This is a genomic window from Bacillus sp. FJAT-27445, assembly GCF_001510665.1.
GTDB lineage: Bacteria > Bacillota > Bacilli > Bacillales > Cytobacillaceae > Bacillus_D.
In genome coordinates, this window is sequence record NZ_LMTI01000006.1 from 334,693 (window position 1) to 354,523 (window position 19,831).

The 19,831-nt window shown below is 47.7% G+C and carries 20 protein-coding genes; 14 read left to right on the forward strand and 6 right to left on the reverse strand.

Going from position 1 to position 19,831, the window contains the following annotated elements; all coding sequences use genetic code 11:
• Nucleotides 1-13 precede the first annotated feature (13 nt).
• Nucleotides 14-166 carry a hypothetical protein gene (locus AR337_RS23345; protein WP_156424460.1) on the reverse strand — a complete coding sequence of 51 codons (153 nt, stop codon included), beginning with the start codon at nt 164-166 and terminating at the stop codon, nt 14-16.
• Nucleotides 167-378: 212 nt separating this feature from the next.
• Here AR337_RS23345 and AR337_RS19075 point away from each other — a divergent pair, with 212 nt between their 5' ends.
• On the forward strand, nt 379-1,314 hold the full coding sequence (locus AR337_RS19075) for a manganese-dependent inorganic pyrophosphatase (RefSeq protein ID WP_059173618.1): 936 nt from the start codon (nt 379-381) through the stop codon (nt 1,312-1,314).
• A 61-nt stretch (nt 1,315-1,375) separates the two neighbouring features.
• On the opposite strand, the gene AR337_RS19080 is transcribed toward AR337_RS19075, so the two are convergent.
• Nucleotides 1,376-2,536, reverse strand: a complete 1,161-nt coding sequence (locus AR337_RS19080; protein ID WP_059173619.1) for a MalY/PatB family protein — start codon at nt 2,534-2,536, stop codon at nt 1,376-1,378.
• A gap of 181 nt (nt 2,537-2,717) precedes the next feature.
• Between AR337_RS19080 and AR337_RS19085 the strand changes: the two genes are divergently transcribed.
• A complete protein-coding gene (locus AR337_RS19085; RefSeq protein ID WP_059173620.1) occupies nt 2,718-2,978 on the forward strand; it encodes a DUF1871 family protein in 261 nt (86 codons plus the stop codon).
• Between the two features lie 120 nt (nt 2,979-3,098).
• Here the strand turns inward: AR337_RS19085 and AR337_RS19090 are convergent, their stop codons facing one another.
• A complete protein-coding gene (locus tag AR337_RS19090) occupies nt 3,099-3,941 on the reverse strand; it encodes an alpha/beta fold hydrolase (RefSeq protein ID WP_059173621.1) in 843 nt (280 codons plus the stop codon).
• A gap of 328 nt (nt 3,942-4,269) precedes the next feature.
• Here AR337_RS19090 and yugI point away from each other — a divergent pair, with 328 nt between their 5' ends.
• The 3 genes from yugI (at nt 4,270) to AR337_RS19105 (ending at nt 7,412) form a co-directional block, all read left to right on the forward strand.
• On the forward strand, nt 4,270-4,668 hold the full coding sequence (gene yugI / locus AR337_RS19095) for a S1 domain-containing post-transcriptional regulator GSP13 (protein ID WP_059173622.1): 399 nt from the start codon (nt 4,270-4,272) through the stop codon (nt 4,666-4,668).
• A 194-nt stretch (nt 4,669-4,862) separates the two neighbouring features.
• Complete coding sequence (locus AR337_RS19100; RefSeq protein WP_059173623.1) at nt 4,863-6,068, forward strand: ornithine--oxo-acid transaminase; 1,206 nt, start codon at nt 4,863-4,865, stop codon at nt 6,066-6,068.
• Between the two features lie 117 nt (nt 6,069-6,185).
• Nucleotides 6,186-7,412 (forward strand): Glu/Leu/Phe/Val dehydrogenase, encoded by a 1,227-nt coding sequence (locus AR337_RS19105; protein WP_059173624.1) that lies wholly within the window; start codon nt 6,186-6,188, stop codon nt 7,410-7,412.
• Nucleotides 7,413-7,511: 99 nt separating this feature from the next.
• Here the strand turns inward: AR337_RS19105 and AR337_RS19110 are convergent, their stop codons facing one another.
• The gene (locus tag AR337_RS19110; RefSeq protein WP_059173625.1) at nt 7,512-7,745 is read right to left on the reverse strand and encodes a DUF378 domain-containing protein; all 234 of its coding nucleotides are present in this window, start codon (nt 7,743-7,745) and stop codon (nt 7,512-7,514) included.
• Nucleotides 7,746-7,888: 143 nt separating this feature from the next.
• Between AR337_RS19110 and AR337_RS19115 the strand changes: the two genes are divergently transcribed.
• The 3 genes from AR337_RS19115 to AR337_RS19125 all read left to right on the forward strand — a co-directional run bounded on the left by AR337_RS19115 (nt 7,889) and on the right by AR337_RS19125 (nt 11,006).
• Complete coding sequence (locus AR337_RS19115; protein ID WP_059173626.1) at nt 7,889-9,055, forward strand: iron-containing alcohol dehydrogenase; 1,167 nt, start codon at nt 7,889-7,891, stop codon at nt 9,053-9,055.
• A gap of 143 nt (nt 9,056-9,198) precedes the next feature.
• Entirely contained in the window at nt 9,199-10,548 is a 1,350-nt protein-coding gene (locus tag AR337_RS19120; RefSeq protein WP_059173627.1) for a glucose-6-phosphate isomerase, read from the forward strand.
• A gap of 56 nt (nt 10,549-10,604) precedes the next feature.
• A complete protein-coding gene (locus AR337_RS19125) occupies nt 10,605-11,006 on the forward strand; it encodes a YugN-like family protein (RefSeq protein ID WP_059173628.1) in 402 nt (133 codons plus the stop codon).
• A 231-nt stretch (nt 11,007-11,237) separates the two neighbouring features.
• Here the strand turns inward: AR337_RS19125 and AR337_RS19130 are convergent, their stop codons facing one another.
• The gene (locus AR337_RS19130; RefSeq protein ID WP_059173629.1) at nt 11,238-12,224 is read right to left on the reverse strand and encodes a TrkA family potassium uptake protein; all 987 of its coding nucleotides are present in this window, start codon (nt 12,222-12,224) and stop codon (nt 11,238-11,240) included.
• Between the two features lie 298 nt (nt 12,225-12,522).
• On the opposite strand from AR337_RS19130, the gene AR337_RS19135 reads away from it, so the two are divergent.
• The 4 genes from AR337_RS19135 (at nt 12,523) to AR337_RS19150 (ending at nt 16,588) form a co-directional block, all read left to right on the forward strand.
• Nucleotides 12,523-14,193: a DUF6044 family protein gene (locus AR337_RS19135; RefSeq protein ID WP_059173630.1), complete on the forward strand. Its 1,671-nt coding sequence runs from the start codon at nt 12,523-12,525 to the stop codon at nt 14,191-14,193.
• 45 nt (nt 14,194-14,238) lie between these two features.
• The gene (locus AR337_RS19140) at nt 14,239-15,270 is read left to right on the forward strand and encodes a glycosyltransferase family 2 protein (RefSeq protein WP_059173631.1); all 1,032 of its coding nucleotides are present in this window, start codon (nt 14,239-14,241) and stop codon (nt 15,268-15,270) included.
• Nucleotides 15,239-15,682, forward strand: a complete 444-nt coding sequence (locus AR337_RS19145; RefSeq protein WP_082687064.1) for a GtrA family protein — start codon at nt 15,239-15,241, stop codon at nt 15,680-15,682. The genes AR337_RS19140 and AR337_RS19145 overlap by 32 nt, the downstream gene beginning before the upstream one ends.
• Nucleotides 15,683-15,958: 276 nt before the next feature.
• Nucleotides 15,959-16,588: a LysE family translocator gene (locus AR337_RS19150; protein WP_059173632.1), complete on the forward strand. Its 630-nt coding sequence runs from the start codon at nt 15,959-15,961 to the stop codon at nt 16,586-16,588.
• 76 nt (nt 16,589-16,664) lie between these two features.
• Here AR337_RS19150 and AR337_RS23350 read toward each other — a convergent pair whose 3' ends face one another.
• Entirely contained in the window at nt 16,665-16,826 is a 162-nt protein-coding gene (locus tag AR337_RS23350) for a hypothetical protein (RefSeq protein ID WP_156424461.1), read from the reverse strand.
• Nucleotides 16,827-17,150: 324 nt separating this feature from the next.
• Between AR337_RS23350 and AR337_RS19155 the strand changes: the two genes are divergently transcribed.
• Together AR337_RS19155 and AR337_RS19160 are read left to right on the forward strand one after the other, a co-directional pair.
• Nucleotides 17,151-18,719 carry a hypothetical protein gene (locus AR337_RS19155; protein WP_059173633.1) on the forward strand — a complete coding sequence of 523 codons (1,569 nt, stop codon included), beginning with the start codon at nt 17,151-17,153 and terminating at the stop codon, nt 18,717-18,719.
• A 289-nt stretch (nt 18,720-19,008) separates the two neighbouring features.
• Entirely contained in the window at nt 19,009-19,806 is a 798-nt protein-coding gene (locus tag AR337_RS19160) for a TraR/DksA C4-type zinc finger protein (RefSeq protein ID WP_059173634.1), read from the forward strand.
• Nucleotides 19,807-19,831: the final 25 nt, after the last annotated feature.

Consider the following 19,831-nt stretch of genomic DNA (forward strand, 5'->3'; position numbering starts at 1 on the left):
GATCCATCCTGACCTATTCACCTTCGAGCTTTTGTTCTTTCGACTTTGTTTTGTCTTCGCGGCCGATTTCATTGCCGGATGTGTATTCGTATGATGCTTCAACACCCGAATACTTCGCTTTTTTCCCTTTTGGGATACGATATTGAGACAGATTTCTATATACCATCCATAAGCACCCTTTCATTTTTCTGCAGCTTTCGGTATTTTTTCTGATTCTTAATGTTTACCGAAAATCTGACGCTGATTCAAAAAAGGCAGATATCAAATCATTTTGGCGGGGCCAAAAAAAATATTCGCATGCATGTTAGAAAAGATGAAACAGAACTGGTAAAATAGACGAGGCGAATTATTTTATTTACAATCAAGGAGAGAATTTGAATGAATAAGGTTCTTGTTTTTGGACATAAAAATCCTGATACAGATTCAATTTGTTCTGCAATAGCATATGCGGAGCTGAAGAAAAAGCTTGGATTGGATGCCGAGGCTGTCCGTCTTGGAGAGATTAACGGTGAAACTGCCCACGCATTGCAAACCTTCGGAGTGGAAGCGCCACGCTATGTCGAGAAGGTTGCGAGTGAAGCAGCCGGCGTCATCCTTGTCGATCATAACGAAAGGCAGCAGAGCGCCGATGACATTGGCGAGGTCGGCATTTTGGAGGTTATCGACCACCACCGGATCGCCAATTTCGAAACGAGCGACCCGCTTTACTACCGTGCTGAGCCTGTTGGTTGTACGGCTACAATCCTGAACAAAATCTACAAGGAAAAAGGAATTGAAATTGAAAAAGCCACAGCCGGGCTGATGCTTTCAGCGATTATATCCGATTCACTTCTTTTCAAGTCCCCGACATGCACCCAGGAAGATATCGATGCTGCGGCAGAGCTGGCTGAAATTGCAGGGGTCGATGCGGAGAGCTATGGCCTTGCTATGCTGAAGGCCGGTGCGGACCTAAGTGACAAGTCGATTGCCCAATTGATTTCGCTTGATGCGAAAGAATTCCAAATGGGATCGGCAAAGGTTGAAATCGCTCAGGTTAATGCAGTTGATATAAACGATGTTATGGACAGAAAGGCTGAACTTGAAGATGCCATCACTGCAGTTGTTCATTCCAAAGAACTCGATTTGTTCCTTTTCGTCGTGACCGACATCTTGAAGAATGATTCGGTTGGCCTTGCGATTGGCCGCCATGCCGCCGCTGTGGAACAGGCTTACAATGTTAGCCTGGAGGACAACACCGCCATTTTAAATGGTGTTGTATCTAGGAAAAAGCAAATCGTCCCTGTCCTGACTGAAACATTCCAGAAACTGAATTAATATATGATTGAAGGCCGTTCCGATACCGGAACGGCCTTTGTTTATCCTTTCAGGCGAACGGTTAGCTAAAGGCTTTTTTCAGACGGGAAAGACCGTCTTCCAGTACCTCCCTTGGACAGGCAATATTCATCCGGACAAAACCCTCACCGCCACTCCCATATTTTGAGCCAGGCTCGAGGGCAAGCTTGCCTTTTTCAATAAGCATCCTCTGAATTTCCTCGTCGGAGGAGGATACTTCCCTGCAGTCTAGCCATAAAAGGAAGGTCCCATCTGGTTCCATCAACTTTATTGCAGGAAGGTTTTTCGCCAAATAATCCTTTGTAAATGCAATGTTTTCTTCTATGTACTCCAATAAGGCATTAAGCCATTCGGCCCCATGCCGGTATGCAGCTTCCGTTGTGATTGCGGCAAACGTGTTCAGCGTTTTGAACCCTTGCTTTTTCTGTGCGCCGTTAAATTTTTCGCGGAGCCCCTCATTCGGTATAATTGCCGCAGCTGCCTGAATGCCGCCAAGGTTAAAGGTTTTGCTTGGGGCAATAAAGGTAACCGAACGATTAGCTATATCTCCACTTAGGGTCGCGATTGGCACATGAATACGGCCTTTGAAGATGATATCTGAATGGATTTCATCCGAGATGATTAGACAATCATGCTTGAGGCAAAGCTCTCCAATCCGTTCAAGTTCTGCCTTTGTCCAAACACGGCCGCCCGGATTATGAGGGTTGCAAAGCAGGAACAGTTTGCAGCCTTTTTTTAAAGCGTCCTCAAGGTTGGCAAAATCGATTTCATAGCGTCCTTCTTTTAAAACGAGCGGTGATTCTTCAACCAACCTGCCGTTCGCTTCTATCATTTCAAAAAAAGGATTATAGACAGGAGGCTGGATAAGAACTTTATCCCCGGGTTCCGTGAATGCCTGAATCGAAGCGGCGATTGCGGGAACAACCCCGCTTGCAAAGGCCAGCCAGGAATGGTCGATTGCCCATCCGTGCCGTGAAGAAAGCCAGCTGCTGATCGCTTCGTGGACGGAGGGCTGAACAAAGGTATAGCCGAAAATTCCGTGCTCTACCCGTGCTTGGACGGCATCAATTAATCCTTGAGGAGGACGGAAATCCATATCCGCGATCCACATTGGCAAGACATCATCTGTCCCGTAAATCTCTTTGGTCATCTCCCATTTTATTGACGCGGTGTTTAGCCTGTTGATTTTTTCATTGAAATTCATGATAGACCCCCGACAGCATAATTTTTTTCGTATTAAATATATGGTAAAATAAAGCGGCAGAACGGTCACGATTGGTTCAACTATGCCCCTGACGAACACAGCGGCTAGTTTTATTATTTTTCACCAATCGGCTTTTAAGGCTTACTGGATAAAACGAGTTAATCGAATTGCAGGTGATAGCATGGAAACAGCGGTGATAAACCTTCTTTTGGCGGATGAGCTAAATGAATGGGATCCATTCGGTATCGGCGGCGGATCCTATGACCCAGAAATAGCTGATGCCATCCAGGCCGTATACTTATCCGATGTTGAAGAAGAACTTGCGGTACGGCTGCAGTCCATATATGAATTCTCCTTCGAGCAGATTATTCCTCTCGAAAATTGTCTGAAAGTGGCGAAAAAGCTACTTTTCATAAAAAATGAAAGCTCCTGTTCATTTTAAGTGAATTTTCCCCTCTTTTTATAGGGGTTATGGCATTGCAGAAATCGGAAACTAAGCTACCAAAACAGCGGCAAATCATTCAAATGATTTCCGCTGTTTTTATTTTAACACTGTGTTCGATTAGTGATCATTGCTTCTCTCAATAAACTCCCGCATATGCCGGTATACCTCCTCGGGACGTTCCTCCGGGACGAGGTGGCCGGTGTTCTTTAGTACGATGAGCTCGGAATTTTTCAAATCCCCTTGCAGCCTTTTGCCAACTGCAAGAGGAACGACTTGGTCATGCTCTCCCCAGACGAGCAGGCTCGGGGTGAAAATCTTCCGGAGTGCTTCCGGGGATAGCTCGCCTTCACGGTCGTGGATTAGACGCCCAAGCCCATGAAACATTTGCTTGTCCAAAAATGGCTGCATATACCCCCGCAGCATATCCTCATCGATCAGAGACTGATCATGGACGACAAGCTTTAAATTCTTTTTGACACCGCCCGAACGGACAAGCCACCGCTTGACTGCCAGATGGAAAAACGGCATTCGGCTGCCAATGGATAGCAGCCTTCCAGGAGGCTCCAAGTAGCTCGAACTGCACATCAAAACCGCCTTACTGGCCAATTGGGGTTCCAGTGCAATCATATTGAGGGCATATTGCCCGCCCATTGAGTGCCCCGCCAAAATTGGCTTTTTAATATTCAATTCATTCAAAAGGGCAATTATCGTTGAAGCGATATTTTTATAGGAATACAGAAACTTCGTTGATTTACCGCTTTTGCCAAAAGGGGGAACATCCACGTTTAACACATTGTATTCATTTGCCAGAAGCGGAACGAGCTTCCGGAAACTGAAAGAGGATGACAGGAATCCATGCAAGAGGACGACTGTTTGAGCTGTCTCGTTGCGGGAATGCCATTCATAGTACAGGTCAATTCCATTTATCTCTTTAATCGTAGCTTCTGCTGTATGGTTCATATGACCCTCCCTAGGTGAAATTTGATCTGTATAGAGTATATATCAAATACCATACCCAGTTCCTCGTTCGAATCCTCCATAACATTGAAAAAAGAAGAAAAAACAGCCTCTTGCTCTTTATTAAAAAATAATTCCATGGCCCTTGTGGTATTTTTCAACCCCAGCCACCTCCAATCCTGACATAGGAAATTGTGTTTATTCAAGCGTGTTCTGTGGAATATGGGTATTGGGATATGTATAGAGCCTTTTGATTTAATCCTTTGTTTGTGTTATAATTTTATATTGCGTATAAAAGGGATAAAATTCTACAAAACTTAGGAGTGTTTATATGTCAGAGAAAATTGAAACAGGCAGCGTCCTGACTGGAAAGGTGACGGGAATCCAGCCTTATGGAGCCTTTGTTGCCCTTGACGGGAATACACAGGGACTTGTCCATATTTCGGAAGTTACGCACGGTTACGTTAAGGATATTAATGAATTTTTAAAGGTTGGGGACGAGGTTAATGTGAAAGTCCTGTCCGTTGACGAGGAAGCGGGAAAGGTTAGCCTTTCCATCCGCGCAACCGAAGAAGCACCAGTCCAGCCTGCGAAGCCAAAGAAGCCGCGCCAAAAGCGCCAGGCTGCAGCAATCATGCCTGAAGCTGAACAGCAGCAGGGCTTCAACACCTTAAAGGAAAAACTGCAGGAATGGATTGACCAATCCCAGCAGGAAGAAATAAATAAATAAATGTATGTAAAGGCCTGTTCCCGTATCGGAATAGGCCTTTTTTTCGGATATTGAAGTATTCTTTTACAGACGTGAACAATCCTGTCTTAAGTTATGAGTAGTTCAAAAAAAAGCTTTTCTTATGTACAATATAGATAGCAGTATATAGTAGTCATTATACGGGGGCTCTGCCCTTAAAAAATGGAGGGAATTTAATGGTACATACGACAAAATCCCAGAATGTAATTGAACAAACAGAAAGATATGGCGCACATAACTACCACCCGCTGCCAATTGTCATCTCAAAGGCAGAAGGTGTTTGGGTTGAAGACCCTGAAGGCAATAAATATATGGATATGCTAAGTGCCTATTCGGCTGTCAACCAGGGGCACCGACATCCGAAAATCATCCAGGCGCTGAAGGACCAGGCCGACCGGGTAACACTTACATCCCGAGCTTTCCACAATGACCAGCTTGGCCCGTGGTATGAAAAAATTTGCCAGTTGGCAAATAAGGAAATGGCGCTTCCAATGAATACTGGTGCCGAGGCGGTTGAAACGGCAATCAAGGCTGCAAGGCGCTGGGCTTATTTTAAAAAAGGCGTTGAAAATAATAAGGCTGAAATTATTGGCTGCATAGGCAACTTCCATGGCCGGACGATGACAGCCGTTTCACTGTCATCGGAAGAGGAGTACAAAAAAGGCTTCGGCCCGATGCTTCCTGGGATTAATCTGATTCCGTACGGTGATATTGATGCGTTGAAGGAAGCGATAACACCAAACACCGCGGCCTTCCTGATCGAACCGATCCAGGGAGAAGCAGGGATCATCATTCCGCCTGTAGGATTTTTGAAAAAGGCGTATGAACTCTGTAAGGAAAACAATGTCCTATTCATCGCCGACGAAATCCAGGCAGGGCTGGCACGCTCAGGAAAAATGTTCGCTTGCGAATGGGAAGGCTTTGAGCCGGATATGTATATATTAGGGAAAGCGCTTGGAGGAGGAGTATTCCCGATTTCGTGTGTAGTCGCGAATAAAGATATCCTTGGAGTGTTCAACCCAGGCTCACACGGCTCTACATTCGGGGGCAATCCGATGGCATGTGCTGTTTCCATTGCAGCCCTTGATGTACTCGTTGATGAAAAGCTAGCCGAGCGTTCCCTGGAACTTGGTGAATACTTCATGGGCAAATTGAAGGAAATTTCCAACCCAAGGATTAAAGAAGTTCGCGGTCGGGGTCTGTTTATCGGCATTGAACTGAACGAGCCTGCGCGCAAGTATTGTGAAGAACTGAAGGAAGAAGGACTTCTTTGCAAGGAAACCCATGAAACCGTTATTCGTTTCGCTCCGCCGCTTGTCATTTCAAAGGAAGAGCTTGATTGGGCAATTGAACGAATTAAAAAGGTTATTGATAAAGAATAATTTGATTTACCTAAGGCAGAGTAATGGATTAACATCCTTCCAGTATTTTTTAACAATATAATTCTTTGAAAATAAATCTGCTGTTTAAATTGGCACTAGCCGGTAAGGAGATCCCCCATGCTAGAATCAACGCAAATTGTGATGAAGGAAGCGCTTGGGAAACTGGGCTATAAGGAAGAAGTCTATGAGCTATTAAAAGAACCGTCCAGGCTGCTTGAGGTCCGCATTCCCGTCATGATGGATGACAGGTCTTTTAAAGTGTTCACAGGCTACCGGGCGCAGCACAATGATGCGGCCGGCCCAATCAAGGGGGGCGTCCGTTTCCATCCGGACGTAAATGCAGATATCATCAAAGCACTTTCACTCTGGACAGGGCTTAAATGCGGGATTGCCGACCTGCCTTTTGGTGGCGGCAAAGGCGGGGTTGCCTGTGATCCAAGACGCCTTAGCCTCGGAGAGCTGGAGCGGCTTAGCCGGGGGTATGTCCGTGCGGTCTCGCAAATTGTAGGTCCCGCAAAGGATATTCTAGGGCCGGATGTGTTCACAAACTCGCAAATAATGGCCTGGATGGTGGATGAATACAGTAGGTTGAGCAACTTTGATTCTCCAGGATTTATCTCTGGAAAGCCACTCTCCCTCGGCGGGTCGGAGGGAAGGGAAAAAGCTAGCGCGCTAGGAGTTGCGATTTGCGTTGAAGAGGCGGCTAAAAGGAAACGGCTTCGTTTAAAGGGCTCCCGTGTCATTATCCAAGGGTTTGGAAATGCCGGCAGCTATCTTGCGAAATACCTTCACGATACAGGAGCAATCATTGTGGGCATATCGGACGCTTATGGTGCTCTCTATGACCCGGATGGGCTTCCTGTCGAGTATTTGCTTAACCGGCGTGATAGCTTTGGAACGGTTACATCGCTCTTTGAAGGAACGATTTCGAATGCGGAGTTGCTGGAGCAGGATTGCGACATTCTGGTTCCAGCCGCTGTTTCCGGGCAAATTACCTCGGAAAATGCCCATAATATTCAAGCTTCCATCATCGTCGAGGCTGCCGGTGGGCCAACAACTCTTGGAGCAGAAAAAATACTCGATGGCAGGGATATCCTTGTAGTTCCATACGTCCTTGCCGGCGCGGGCGGAATCATTGTTTCTTATTTTGAATGGGTACAGAATAAACAAGGGCTATATTGGATGCTTGAGGAAATTGAGCATGGCCTGCGTGTAAAAATGACTGGGGCTTTCAATGCCATCTATGAATCAGCAAAAGCCCGGAGAATTAACATGCGCCTTGCCGCTTATATGGCGGGAGCAAAAAAAATGGCTGAAGCCTCTATATGGAGAGGCTGGGTATAGGAAATAGAAAAGTCCCCGCGGATTGCCACGGGGACTTTTCGTATAAGTTTTTTGTAAATAAGAGTCCTACAGGTTTTTGGCTTTCGCCTAAGTTCGTACCTATCTTGTCGGGTTGGTTTGGGCTGCTTCTTCTCTTTCATGGCTTGGGGCAAACAACAGGCCAAGGTTAACCAAGCCCGCAATGCCGACTAGTCCGTAAATGATTCTGGAAACTGCCGAATCCTGCCCTCCAAAGATGGAAGCAACTAAATCAAATTGGAAGAACCCAACAAGGCCCCAGTTTATTGCTCCAATAATCGTAAGGACAAGTGCAATCCTTTGAATTGTGCTCATCATGAACCTCCTTTTATTTGTTATCACTACTAATGTGGACATGATGAGGAATTTTATACATACACGAACCGCTGCCGTTCATACTTTTTGCAATTTATTGAAGGATACTAAATAATAATAATGTGTATAAAGGAGGAAATCACATGGATAATTTTACTTTCTACAATCCGGTTCGCTTGATCTTTGGGAAAGGGCAGCTGGCTGAATTGAAAACCGAAATACCGAAATACGGAAAAAAGGTACTTCTCGTCTATGGCGGAGGAAGCATTAAACGGAATGGCCTTTACGACCAGGTCATTTCGCTGCTAAATGAAATAGACGCTGAAGTGTTCGAGCTTGCGGGAGTCGAGCCTAACCCGCGTGTGTCCACAGCCAGGAAAGGGATCGACATCTGCAAGTCCGAGGGAATCGACCTGCTGCTTGCTGTTGGCGGCGGCTCGGTAATCGACTGCACCAAGCTAATCGCTGCAGGCGCAAAGTATGAAGGCGATGCATGGGACATTGTTCTGAAAAAAGCCGAGGTGAATGATGCCCTCCCATTTGGCACGGTATTGACACTGGCAGCGACTGGTTCGGAAATGAACGCCGGCTCTGTTATCACCAACTGGGAAACAAATGAGAAATACGGCTGGGGCGCTGCGCCTTATTCGATGCCAAAGTTCTCGATTTTGGACCCGGTCAATACTTTCACTGTTCCTAAGGACCAGACAATCTACGGGATTGTGGACATGATGTCCCACACATTCGAACATTATTATCACAAGGCGGGAAATACGCCTTACCAGGACCGCATGTGCGAATCCCTCCTGCAAACCGTAATGGAAACAGCTCCAAAGGCTTTGGCGGACCTTGAAAATTATGAGCACCGTGAAACATTGCTATTTTGCGGTACCATGGCTTTGAATGGCATGCTCAATATGGGCTTCCGCGGCGACTGGGCGACCCACAATATCGAACACGCCGTTTCGGCTGTCTACGATATTCCACACGGAGGGGGCCTTGCTATCCTGTTCCCGAACTGGATGAAGCATAATTTGAAAAAGGACCCTGCCAGGTTCAAGCAAATGGCGGTCCGTGTCTTTGGCGTCGATCCATCCGGCAAAAGCGATGAGGAAGCAGCACTTGAAGGAATTGAGAAGCTTCGTGAATTCTGGACAAGCATCGACGCTCCGGCTCGCCTTGCCGATTACGGCATCGATGACAGCAAAATCGAACTGATGGCCGACAAAGCAATGGCCAACGGCGAATTCGGTGGGTTCGTTACCTTGAACAGGGACGATGTAGTGGCGATCCTCCGCGCATCATTATAAAAAAAACGGCTGTACCCACGGGTGCGGCCGTTTCTGCGAAAATCGACTGAATTGGTCGCGCTTACAAGGCGGCCTGTTCCTTGCTTATCCGATTTCCTTTGGGTAAAGTGGGTATGATACCACTAAAATACGGAGGTTCCCAAATGACACATATCCGTTTTGACTACACAAAAGCACTCGGCTTTTTCGCCGAACATGAACTAACTTACTTAAGGGATGCGGTAAAAGTTGCCCACCACTCCCTCCACGAAAAAACTGGCGCAGGCAGCGACTATCTCGGCTGGATCGACCTGCCTGAAAACTACGACAAAGAAGAATTTTCACGGATTCAAAAAGCAGCGGAAAAAATCAAATCCGATTCCGATGTTCTTATCGTCATTGGAATTGGCGGCTCCTATCTTGGCGCTCGCGCCGCACTCGAATTTCTTGGCAACAGCTTTTACAACGTGATTCCAGCAGAAAAACGCGGTACACCGCAAATCATTTTTGCCGGAAACAATATTTCCTCGACATACATGCATGATGTCATTGGCCTGCTAGATGGCAAGAACTTCTCCATCAACGTCATCTCGAAGTCCGGAACGACAACCGAACCAGCCCTCGCTTTCCGCCTGTTCAGGAAGCTTCTTGTGGAAAAATACGGGGAAGCTGAGGCGCGGAAGCGGATTTACGCCACCACTGACAAGTCACGCGGAGCCCTTAAGACGCTCGCGGACGAGGAAGGCTACGAAACATTCGTTATTCCGGACGATGTCGGCGGCCGCTATTCCGTTTTAACAGCAGTCGGCTTGCTTCCAATCGCTGTGAGCGGGGCCAATATTGATGAAATGATGAAGGGTGCGGCTCAGGCGATGAAGGATTACAGCCATTCCGAGCTTGAGGACAACCCGGCTTATCAATATGCCGCTGTCCGGAACGCGCTTTACAACAAAGGGAAAACGATTGAAATGCTCATTAACTATGAGCCTGGCCTGCAATATTTCTCCGAATGGTGGAAGCAGCTTTTCGGGGAAAGTGAAGGAAAGGACCAGAAAGGAATTTTCCCTGCATCGGCCAATTTCTCGACTGATTTACACTCGCTTGGGCAATATATCCAAGAAGGCCGCCGGGATATGTTTGAAACCATCATCAAAGTGGAAAAATCACGGTATGAGCTCACAATCGAGGAGGAAGCGAATGACCTTGACGGCCTGAACTATTTGGCCGGAAAGACAGTCGATTTCGTTAACAATAAAGCATTTGAAGGAACAATGCTCGCGCACACCGACGGCGGAGTGCCGAACCTGATTGTTTCCATTCCTAAAATGGACGAGTATTCGTTTGGGTATATGGTTTATTTCTTTGAAAAGGCATGTGCGATGAGCGGCTACTTGCTCGGCGTCAACCCGTTCGACCAGCCGGGCGTTGAAGCCTATAAAGTGAATATGTTCGCGCTTCTCGGCAAGCCGGGCTATGAAGAAAAGAAGGCTGAGCTGGAAAAACGGCTAAAATAGTCAACCTGTAGCCGGGAGCTCTTTTAAAAAAATATTAAAGGAAAAGAGGGGCTGCTATGATTCCGATTAAAAGCAATGTTGAAGGGAAGGACTATTCCTTCAAGGTTCTTGAGGATACCTTAAAGCCGCTTGGCTACAGCGTAGGAGGCAACTGGGATTACGACAAGGGCTTCTTTGACTATAAAATCAATGATGACGGCGCATACCACTTTTTCAGGGTGCCATTCCAGGCGGTGGATGGCGAGCTCGACGGTGGGAATCCAAGAGTCAGGATCGGCACGCCCTTCCTTCTTGCCCATGAGTACCAGGATGGAGTCGATAAGGGAGGGAATATCGGCAATGTGTCCGCTTCGGTCAACCAATTCCAGTCACCAGAGGACAAGGACGCCCCAATCGATTCTGAATACCTGAAAATTACGGACGACCTCATCGCAAAGCTTGAGGAGGCCCTTCTTTAAAACCTAATACATTTCAAAAGCGCGGGAGTTTTTAGCTCCCGCGCTTTGTTTGACTTTTATGAACAAATATTATCGTCGTGCCCCTAAGATTCCTTGTGTTCGGACAGTAACCCGACATTTCCGCGGTTATGAGTCCGAAGGTGCCCCATGTTTGTACAGTAACCAGGCATTTCCGCGGTTATGAGTCCGAAGCATCCCCTGGGTTCCTTTTAAGTAATACGGTTCCCAAAATTAACGGATGGCAATAAATTCATCGCCATGTTCGATTTTAAAAGTAAGGGGAGGGTTGATGACCAGTTCCTCTCCTCTCTTAATGCCAATCAAAAGCTTTTCCCTATCCGCCCAGGCCACTTTTACCTCAGCGAATGTCCGTCCCTCCAGATGCTCAGCTACCTGCTCGGATGCAAGCCTGTTTTCCTGGAGTTCTCCAATAATATCAAACAGCAGCCCCGTCCCCCGCGAGTGGATACTGCTAAGCATAAAGATGCTTGTCAATTTGTTTGATTGAAGAACCTGGTCCGCACCAGCCCGTTTCGCATTCACAACCTGCTCGGGGGTGAGGATTTCGATAATGCATTTCACTTCCGGGCAAAGCCCCTTAATAGTCAGCAATGTAAGGATCGAGTTCATGTCCGCCAATAGCTCCTCGTGGCTATGGTCGGAGGTGATCAGCACCATTTCTGCCTTTGGGACATTTCCTTTTAAAATGGTTTCGTCAACGTGGGGCTTGCCTTGAACGAAGTGGACATAGCGAGACTGGGTTGGGTTTTCCTCAAGCGTTTCATCAATGAGGACAATCTCTATCGGGCTGCCGGAATCGTTCAGCTTGCTGATAATTTCTCTAGAGCGTTCATTCCAGCCCACAATGACCATATGCCTGGTGCCCTTATACGCAAGCTTGCCTTCTGACAAAGCGTTCTGCTTTGTTACCGCCGCGGTAGCCAGAGAAACGAAGTAATACGAAACAAGACCGGCCCCAAATAATATCAGGAGAACCGCAGCAAGCCTGCCTAAAAGAGAATGCGGGACGAAATCTCCATAACCTACGGTCGTAGCGGTAATAAACGCCCACCAAATCCCGTCGTAAACAGTTAGGAATGTATCGGGTTCAAGAAAACGGATTCCCACCCCAAATGTAACGAAAAAGAATAGCGTAATAAACAAAACCCGAATTTGGACGGGCAGTCGCAAAAAATGAATATACCAGCGGTTAGGCATGGCAACCTCCTTATCGGCAGGGCTATCGGAATGGCAGCCCGGCTAAAACCCGCCAAATGGGGTCCTAAACGATCCAGGCGATATTTTACAAGTATGGACAAAAACCGCCGTTCCCATAAGGGGTTAGGCGGGCTTTGTAAAAATTCCACAGCAAAAACAATTCACCAACGATATTTTTCGATACCAATTGAGATAAACAGAATGAAATATTAGGAATAATATCCTAAAGCTGGTCAAATACTAGAATGGTCCATTGGGTAAAAAAGCGACCATATCGAGATAAAAGTGAGGGGAAGGGATGGGTGCACAAAAAGAATGGCGTCAGCTTTGCTTTGCATTGGCAGCGCTCGCCGTTTATTTGGCTCCGCTGTTCCTGCTTGGGGAGGATGCCCATATCCGGGTCCATGATAACCTCGATTCCAATATTGCCTGGTACAAGGTTTTGGCAAACAGCGGAGAAATTTTCGGACCTGTGGACACGGCAATACCGCAAATAATGAACGGCACGCTTTCAAGGAATGCGTTTGGTCCTGAGCTTAGCGGGATTGTCTGGCTCCATGCTTTGTTCAAGCCTATGACAGCCTATGCGCTCAGCCAGGCTATCACAAGGATTCTTGCATTCATCGGCATGTATCTTTTGTTAAAAAAATATATCGTCAGCCTGCCGCGTTACCAGTGGATTGCCACAGCCGCCGCCCTGGCATTCGCGCTGACCCCGTTCTGGCCGTCGGGGATGCTCAGTACACTAGGCATGCCTCTTGTGCTCTGGGCTCTTCTTAACATCCACGCCGGCGAAACCCGTACTGTAAATTGGCTTGTCCTGCTGCTAATTCCTTTCTACTCAAGTTTCGTGCTCGGGTTCTTTTTCTTCATCGTAGCTGCAGGCGTCTATTGGCTTGCAGAGGCTATCCGATTGAGAAGATGGAATCTTCGCTTTTTGCTGGCGATTTTTGCGATGGCGGCCATGTTCCTGCTCGTCGAATACAGGCTGGTCTATTCGTTTTTATTTGACGATGACCCGAACAGCCGGGATGAGTATTTCCATGCGCGCCTTTCCTTTTGGGATGCTGTTAGGCTTTCTTTGAAAAACTTTTTCCTTGGGCATACGCACGTGATGACTGTCCATGGACTGTTCATCATCGCCGCCACCGTTATTGCACTGGCGATTATTTTTACAAAAAAAAGCTGGCGGCAGGAGAAGCTATTCCTGCAGCTGACAGTGCTGAACATGGTCCTGTCCATCTGGTATGCCTTCTGGTTCTATAAAGGATGGCTGCCATTGACGGAGAGGTTCCATTTCCTTGATACGTTCAATTTCGCCCGCTTCCATTTTCTGCGGCCGCTGGTCATCTATACCGGATTCGCCATCGCCTTGAAAATCATAGTTGATGCAGGAATTGCTTGGAGGAAGGCGGCAGCGGCATTGGCGGTGGGGCAAATTCTGCTTCTTTTCTTCTTTAATGACGAATTCATTTACCGGAACAAACCGACATTCAGGCAATTTTACGCTGAAAAACAATTCGCGGGAATTGGCCGACACATTGGCCTGCCGAAGGAAAATTACCGGGTCGCAAGCATAGGCATCCACCCAGCTATTGCCCAATACAATGGTTTTTACACGCTGGATTCATACAACAACTTTTACCCGCTTTCCTATAAGCACGAGTTTCGGAAAATCATCGCAAAAGAGCTCGAGAAGAATAGCGTCATCCGTGAGTATTTCGACGAGTGGGGAGGGCGCTGCTACATTTTCACCTCTGAGCTGGGCAAACGTTATATGTTCAAGAAAAGCTCAAAAGCGTCCCTTCATAACCTTGAGCTTGATACAGTCCAATTCAAAAAAATGGGCGGCACGCATATATTCTCCGCAGTGCCGATTATCAATGCCGCCGAAAATGGCTTGCTTCTGGAACGGACATTTGACTCAAAGGAATCGGCATGGACGATTTACCTTTACAAAGCCCTATAACGGGCGCTTGCGCTAAAAGCTCTACCACATCAGGAGGATCAAACTATGAGTGAACCAGTCCTAACAATTGTCGTCCCTTGCTATAACGAAGAGGAAGTACTGCCAATGACTCTTCCCGAGCTGTCAGGCTTGCTGTCGGGGATGATTGATAACAGGCTTGTATCGCCAAAAAGCAGGGTCCTGTTCGTTGATGATGGCAGTAAGGACAGGACATGGGACCTAATTTATAAAGCAAGCCTTGCGAATAGCCTCGTAAAAGGATTGAAACTCGCCAGGAATGCCGGGCACCAAAACGCGCTCCTTGCAGGAATTTTTACAGCAAAGCATGCGTCCGATTGCATCATTTCAATCGATGCCGACCTTCAGGATGACATAACGGCAATCCCGGAATTTGTGGAGAAATACAATGAGGGGCACGAAGTCGTGTACGGTGTTAGGAAAAGCCGCAGCAAAGATACATGGTTCAAAAGATGGACCGCTCAGGGATTTTATACGATGATGGCAAAAATGGGTGTCAGCCTCGTTTACAACCACGCTGATTTCAGGCTTCTTGGCAAGCGCGCCGTCATGGAATTGGAACGGTTCCGTGAAGTGAATATGTTCCTGAGGGGTGTTGTCCCGCTTATCGGCTTTAAATCGGCTGAAGTCTATTACGACAGGAAGGAACGCCAGGCGGGGGAATCTAAATATCCGCTCCGGAAAATGCTCGCTTTTGCATTTGATGGGATTACGTCATTCTCAGTAACGCCAATCCGGCTCGTCCTCACACTTGGAGCTGCGGCCTGCGTCATCAGCCTCATCTCCTGCCTTTATTTCATTTTCTTGAATTTGTTCAGTGAAACGGAAACAGGCTTGCCTTCGCTGATCATTTCAATCTGGCTCATTGGCGGGCTGCAGCTGGTTGCAATTGGCTTAATTGGGGAATATATTGGCAAAATGTATAAAGAAACGAAGCAACGGCCAAAATTCATCATCGACATTGATATGTTCAACCTGCCATTTGCGCTTGGGAACTCTGCCGAACCCGGAATGGAGCGATATCGTCTTGATAGCGGCAAACTCCCAGAAACAAACTAACTCGTTCATACGCTTTGCGCTCGTCGGGGCCGTCAATACGTTTGCCGGCCTGTTAATCATGCTCATTCTCCTAAATGCTTTCGAGGCCTCATACTGGCTTTCAACTTTCGTTGGCAACGTGGTCGGAGCAATTATCAGCTTTTTTCTGAACCGGGCGTTCACCTTCAGGAGTACAGTCCGTTTCTCCGAAGGGGCACCCCGATTTGCAGCAGTCATTCTGATATGTTATTTTGCATCCTACTGGGCCAGTGGACAGCTGATTGATGCTGGAGCAGCGGATTTTTTGCCGGCAATTTACCGGGATGATGCGGCGGTACTGATTGGCAGCGGCTTTTACACAATCAGCAACTATTTCGGGCAAAAAAGATTCGTATTCCGGAATCAGGCAGCCCCGGGACCGGTCGGGGACTGAATTTGCGGGAATATGGCGGTATCACTAGTAAATTATAACCATTTAATTTCATGCAAAATAGCCGGGGCCAGGCCCGCACTAGATTCTTTATTGTTTTTAGTGAAAAATCACTAGTTATTCAGCCCGAAATCCCCTTTAATTACCGACGCCGGGAGAATATTAAATGATCCGCTCCGCCTTCAGCTTATACCTGGCTAAGCCAAAAAACAGTCGTACAAGCCCTTCATCCTGAATACACTTTGTAGACAGGCTTTTTCCAGGCAGGGAGGGTATCGAATGACTGTTTATTTAAGTTATATATTACTCGGATTATCCCTTGCGGCGCCAATTGGCCCAATCAATGCCGCGCAGCTCGACCGGGGAATCCGTTATGGCTTCTGGCACTCATGGCTCACTGGGGTCGGAGCGGCCGCAGCCGATGGGATTTATATGATTATCGTATACATCGGAGTCGTAAAATTCATTGATGCTCCTATAGTTCAAACGTTCCTCTGGCTGTTCGGGGCATTCGTCCTCCTATACAGCGGGATCGAGAGCCTGCTAAATGCGAAAGACCTTACCATCGGTGGCGGCAGAAAAAAGGAGCCGCTCATCAAATCATTCATGTCCGGCTTTTTTATGTCGCTATCAAATCCGCTCACGATTCTGTTCTGGCTAGGAATTTACGGATCCGTCCTCGCCAAAACCGCCGCAACCTCCAGCAGCAGCCAGCTCATCCTGTACAGCCTGGCGATTTTCACCGGCCTGCTAACCTGGGACATATCAATGGCCATGCTCGCAAGCGGCGCAAAACGCCTCCTCACATCGGCGCTTCTGACCGCCATATCCGTCATCTCCGGCCTGTCGCTCATCGGGTTCGGACTCTATTTTGGATGGAAAGGCATTGACGCACTTATTGCTTTATAAATCCCTTTTTTGAAAAAGCCCGGCTTCTGCCGGGCTGGCCCACGCCAGAAACCCCTATCTCCAGGCGTGATTCCTATTACACTTTCCGTCCGGTAGCCCCCACCGATTTATCCGTATTTCCCTGGCCATTATAATCCGATTTGCCGACGCCGCGAATTTGGTCGCGGTCAGTGCCTACATACTCAGCCTGGTGTTTTTCCTGTAGTTTGTGAAACTGTTTCTTATCCGTGTTTACCATTGGTTTATCCCTCCTCTAATTAGCATGCGGTGGGGAATCTACGCTTATCCTGGTTAATTTCCTCCAATGATAATTGCGGTTTGTATAATAAATGGCCCATTACAGACTTTACGAACGGGAAAGCCCACTCCTTCAGGGGTGGGATGGAGTGAGGCCGGCTACGGGGTGCCGTGAACTACAGCTTTTCGGCACCTCAAGTATCCGGAAGCCAGAAATTGCATCATGATTTTTTTCTATCATACAGCGGCTATTTCTTGTATCCCCGCTTCAGCTAAAGTATAATTAATATATAGGAACATACGTTTGTTTTTGGGGGTTTTTCATATGGCCATTTCCCGCTCACCCAGCTTTGTCCTCACCCTGGAGCTTGACAGCCATCCCGGGCTTTTTTCCGTTGCCGACAATGAATTAGAAATCCTCCGTGTCATCTACAACACTGTCCTTGGGAACTATCTGAAGATGGAAAACCAGATGAAAAGGCTGAAGGAATACAAAAGATGGATCCGGCAGTTGCATGGGATCAAAAGAAAATTGGCACTTGATGAAGAGAACCACTTCCTGCAAAATGAGCTGGAAAGTGTCCGGAAAAAGCTCAAGGGCTTAAGGGAACAATACAAGCTGACCGAGTATGCCTCACACGCTTGGGTAAAAGGCATCCGTAAGCATTTTGGGGACAGGGTGAACGCAGCCGTCGTCCAAAAAACCGCTTCCCGCGCCTGGCTTGCCTTCAGGAAGAAACTGTTCGGGAAGGCAAAGAAGGTCGTGTTCCTCCGAAAAGGGGAAATGGCGAGCTTCGAAGGAAAAACCAACACGACAGGATGGCGGTATTTCAATAAGCATATCGTCTATAAGGACATGTCCACCCCTCTGAAGTGGACGGGGCATGACAGCTATGTGTCCGCAATCCTCTCCCATCTCGAAAAGAAAACCCCATTCACCTATACCATCCAGAAAAACGGGGAAACCCAAACCATCACCGATTTTTATCATGTCAAATATGTCCGGATTGTAAGGAAAATCATCCGCGGGAAGGTACGCTTTTTCGCCGACCTGATCATTGCTGGCTACCCAACGTCAAAAGGCAGGAAACTCGGGAAAGGGAGAATAGGGCTTGATATCGGCACTGCGACCCTCGCTGTTTCCTCCTTAAAAAAAGTAGCCCTCTTCAACCTGGCGGAAGAGGTGAAGGGCCTGGCAAGGGAAATCAAATTGGCACAAAGAAGGCTGGATCGTTCAAGGCGCGCGATGAACCCGGGGAACTATCACGAAAACGGCACAGTGAAAAAAGGAAGAAAAGTGTGGCAGTTATCAAACCGCTACAGAAAACAGCGGGCAAGGGTACGGGAACTGAACCGCAGGCAGGCGGCCATCCGGAAACTCTCGCACCGGAGGCTCGCGAACTCCCTGCTTCCGCTCGGGGACGCCTTCTTCATTGAAACCATGAATTTCAAAGCCCTACAAAAAAGGGCGAAGGAAACAAAGGTTTCCGAAAAAACCGGGAAATATGCCAGGAAGAAACGGTTCGGCAAGACGATCGGCCACAGGGCACCCTCCATGTTTGTATGCATGCTGGAACAAAAGGTGAAAAGCCTTGGTGGGAGTTTCAAAAGGGTGAACACCCAGACCTTCAAAGCAAGCCAGTACTGCCATGTCCGGAACGATTTTATTAAAAAGCCACTCGCACAACGATGGCATGTGATCGATGACCGAACAAAGATCCAGAGGGACCTGTATTCCGCCTTTTTGTTGATGAACGCGGACTCTTCCGGCTCAAAAGCAAAACGGAAGGCATGCATGGAGACTTTTCCACGATTCAAAAGCCTTCACGACCAGGAAATCAATACTATCAAAAAAGAGAAAAGGAGGATTCTCAATTCCGGAATCCTCCTGTGATGAAAACCCAATCATAGGCGGTGTGATGCCACCGGGCTTGTGAAAGCCAAAAGATGCGGCCGTAAATGGCGGCGGAGGCTGCTTTGGCCGCGAAAGTCCTGAAAGAAATTGTCCCAGTGTCCTGGCCCTAGATGCCGAGCGTATCAAGATGCGTACTGTGGCTGCCGGCCAGGAAGAAGGCAGTGGATTCAGAACCCCACGGGTATAGCCGTGGGAGTATCAGTTGAAACTATAGAGAGGATTTTACCCGTGCCACGGTGCGGGGATTTTTTAGGAAAGGGGCTTGCATATGTTATCTTCAGCGCAATTGGAGGAGCTGCGGTCGCGGCTGCTTGATGAAAAGGCACACCTAAAGAGCCAGTTGGATCAAAATGATGAATACGGGCTGCAGCGCGGACACGGGCATGAATCAATGGGCGAGCTGTCGAGCTATGACAATCACCCGGCCGATGATGCCACCGAACTGTACGAACGGGAAAAAGATATTGCCCTTAACGAACATTCCAATAACCAGCTCGACAATATAAACAGAGCACTCGAAGCGATGGAACATGGAACATACGGCAAATGCCAGGTGTGCGGAAGGGAGATTCCGTACGAAAGGCTCGAGGCGCTTCCCGATACGACTTATTGCAAGGAGCATAGCCCCGACCAGGTGACGTCCCATACCCGCCCGGTCGAAGAGGGTGTCCTGATGCCGCCATTCGGAAAATTCGATAAGGATGAAGAGGATGAAAGTGTTTCCTACGATGCGGAGGACACGTGGCAGGAGGTAGCTTCCTTCGGGACATCGGAAACGCCCTCCGACTTTGCGTTTACCGATGAAAAGGACCACTACAATGATGATTACATTGAAAGTGAAGATCCGGTTGGCTACGTTGAGGATTACGAAAACTTCGTCGGTGTAGATATGTATGGAAACAATGTAACAATTTATCCGAACGGCCAGCACCGCAAGTATGAGAAGGAGCTGGACGAGGAGGGAATCATGACCCCATTCGGCGACCTGCCGGCATTTGAGCATGACCCGTATGTGGATGATGACCCGAAGGACGGCCTTCAGGACCGCCACAAGTATGAAAAATAAGAACGGGCGATTTTAAGCCCGTTCT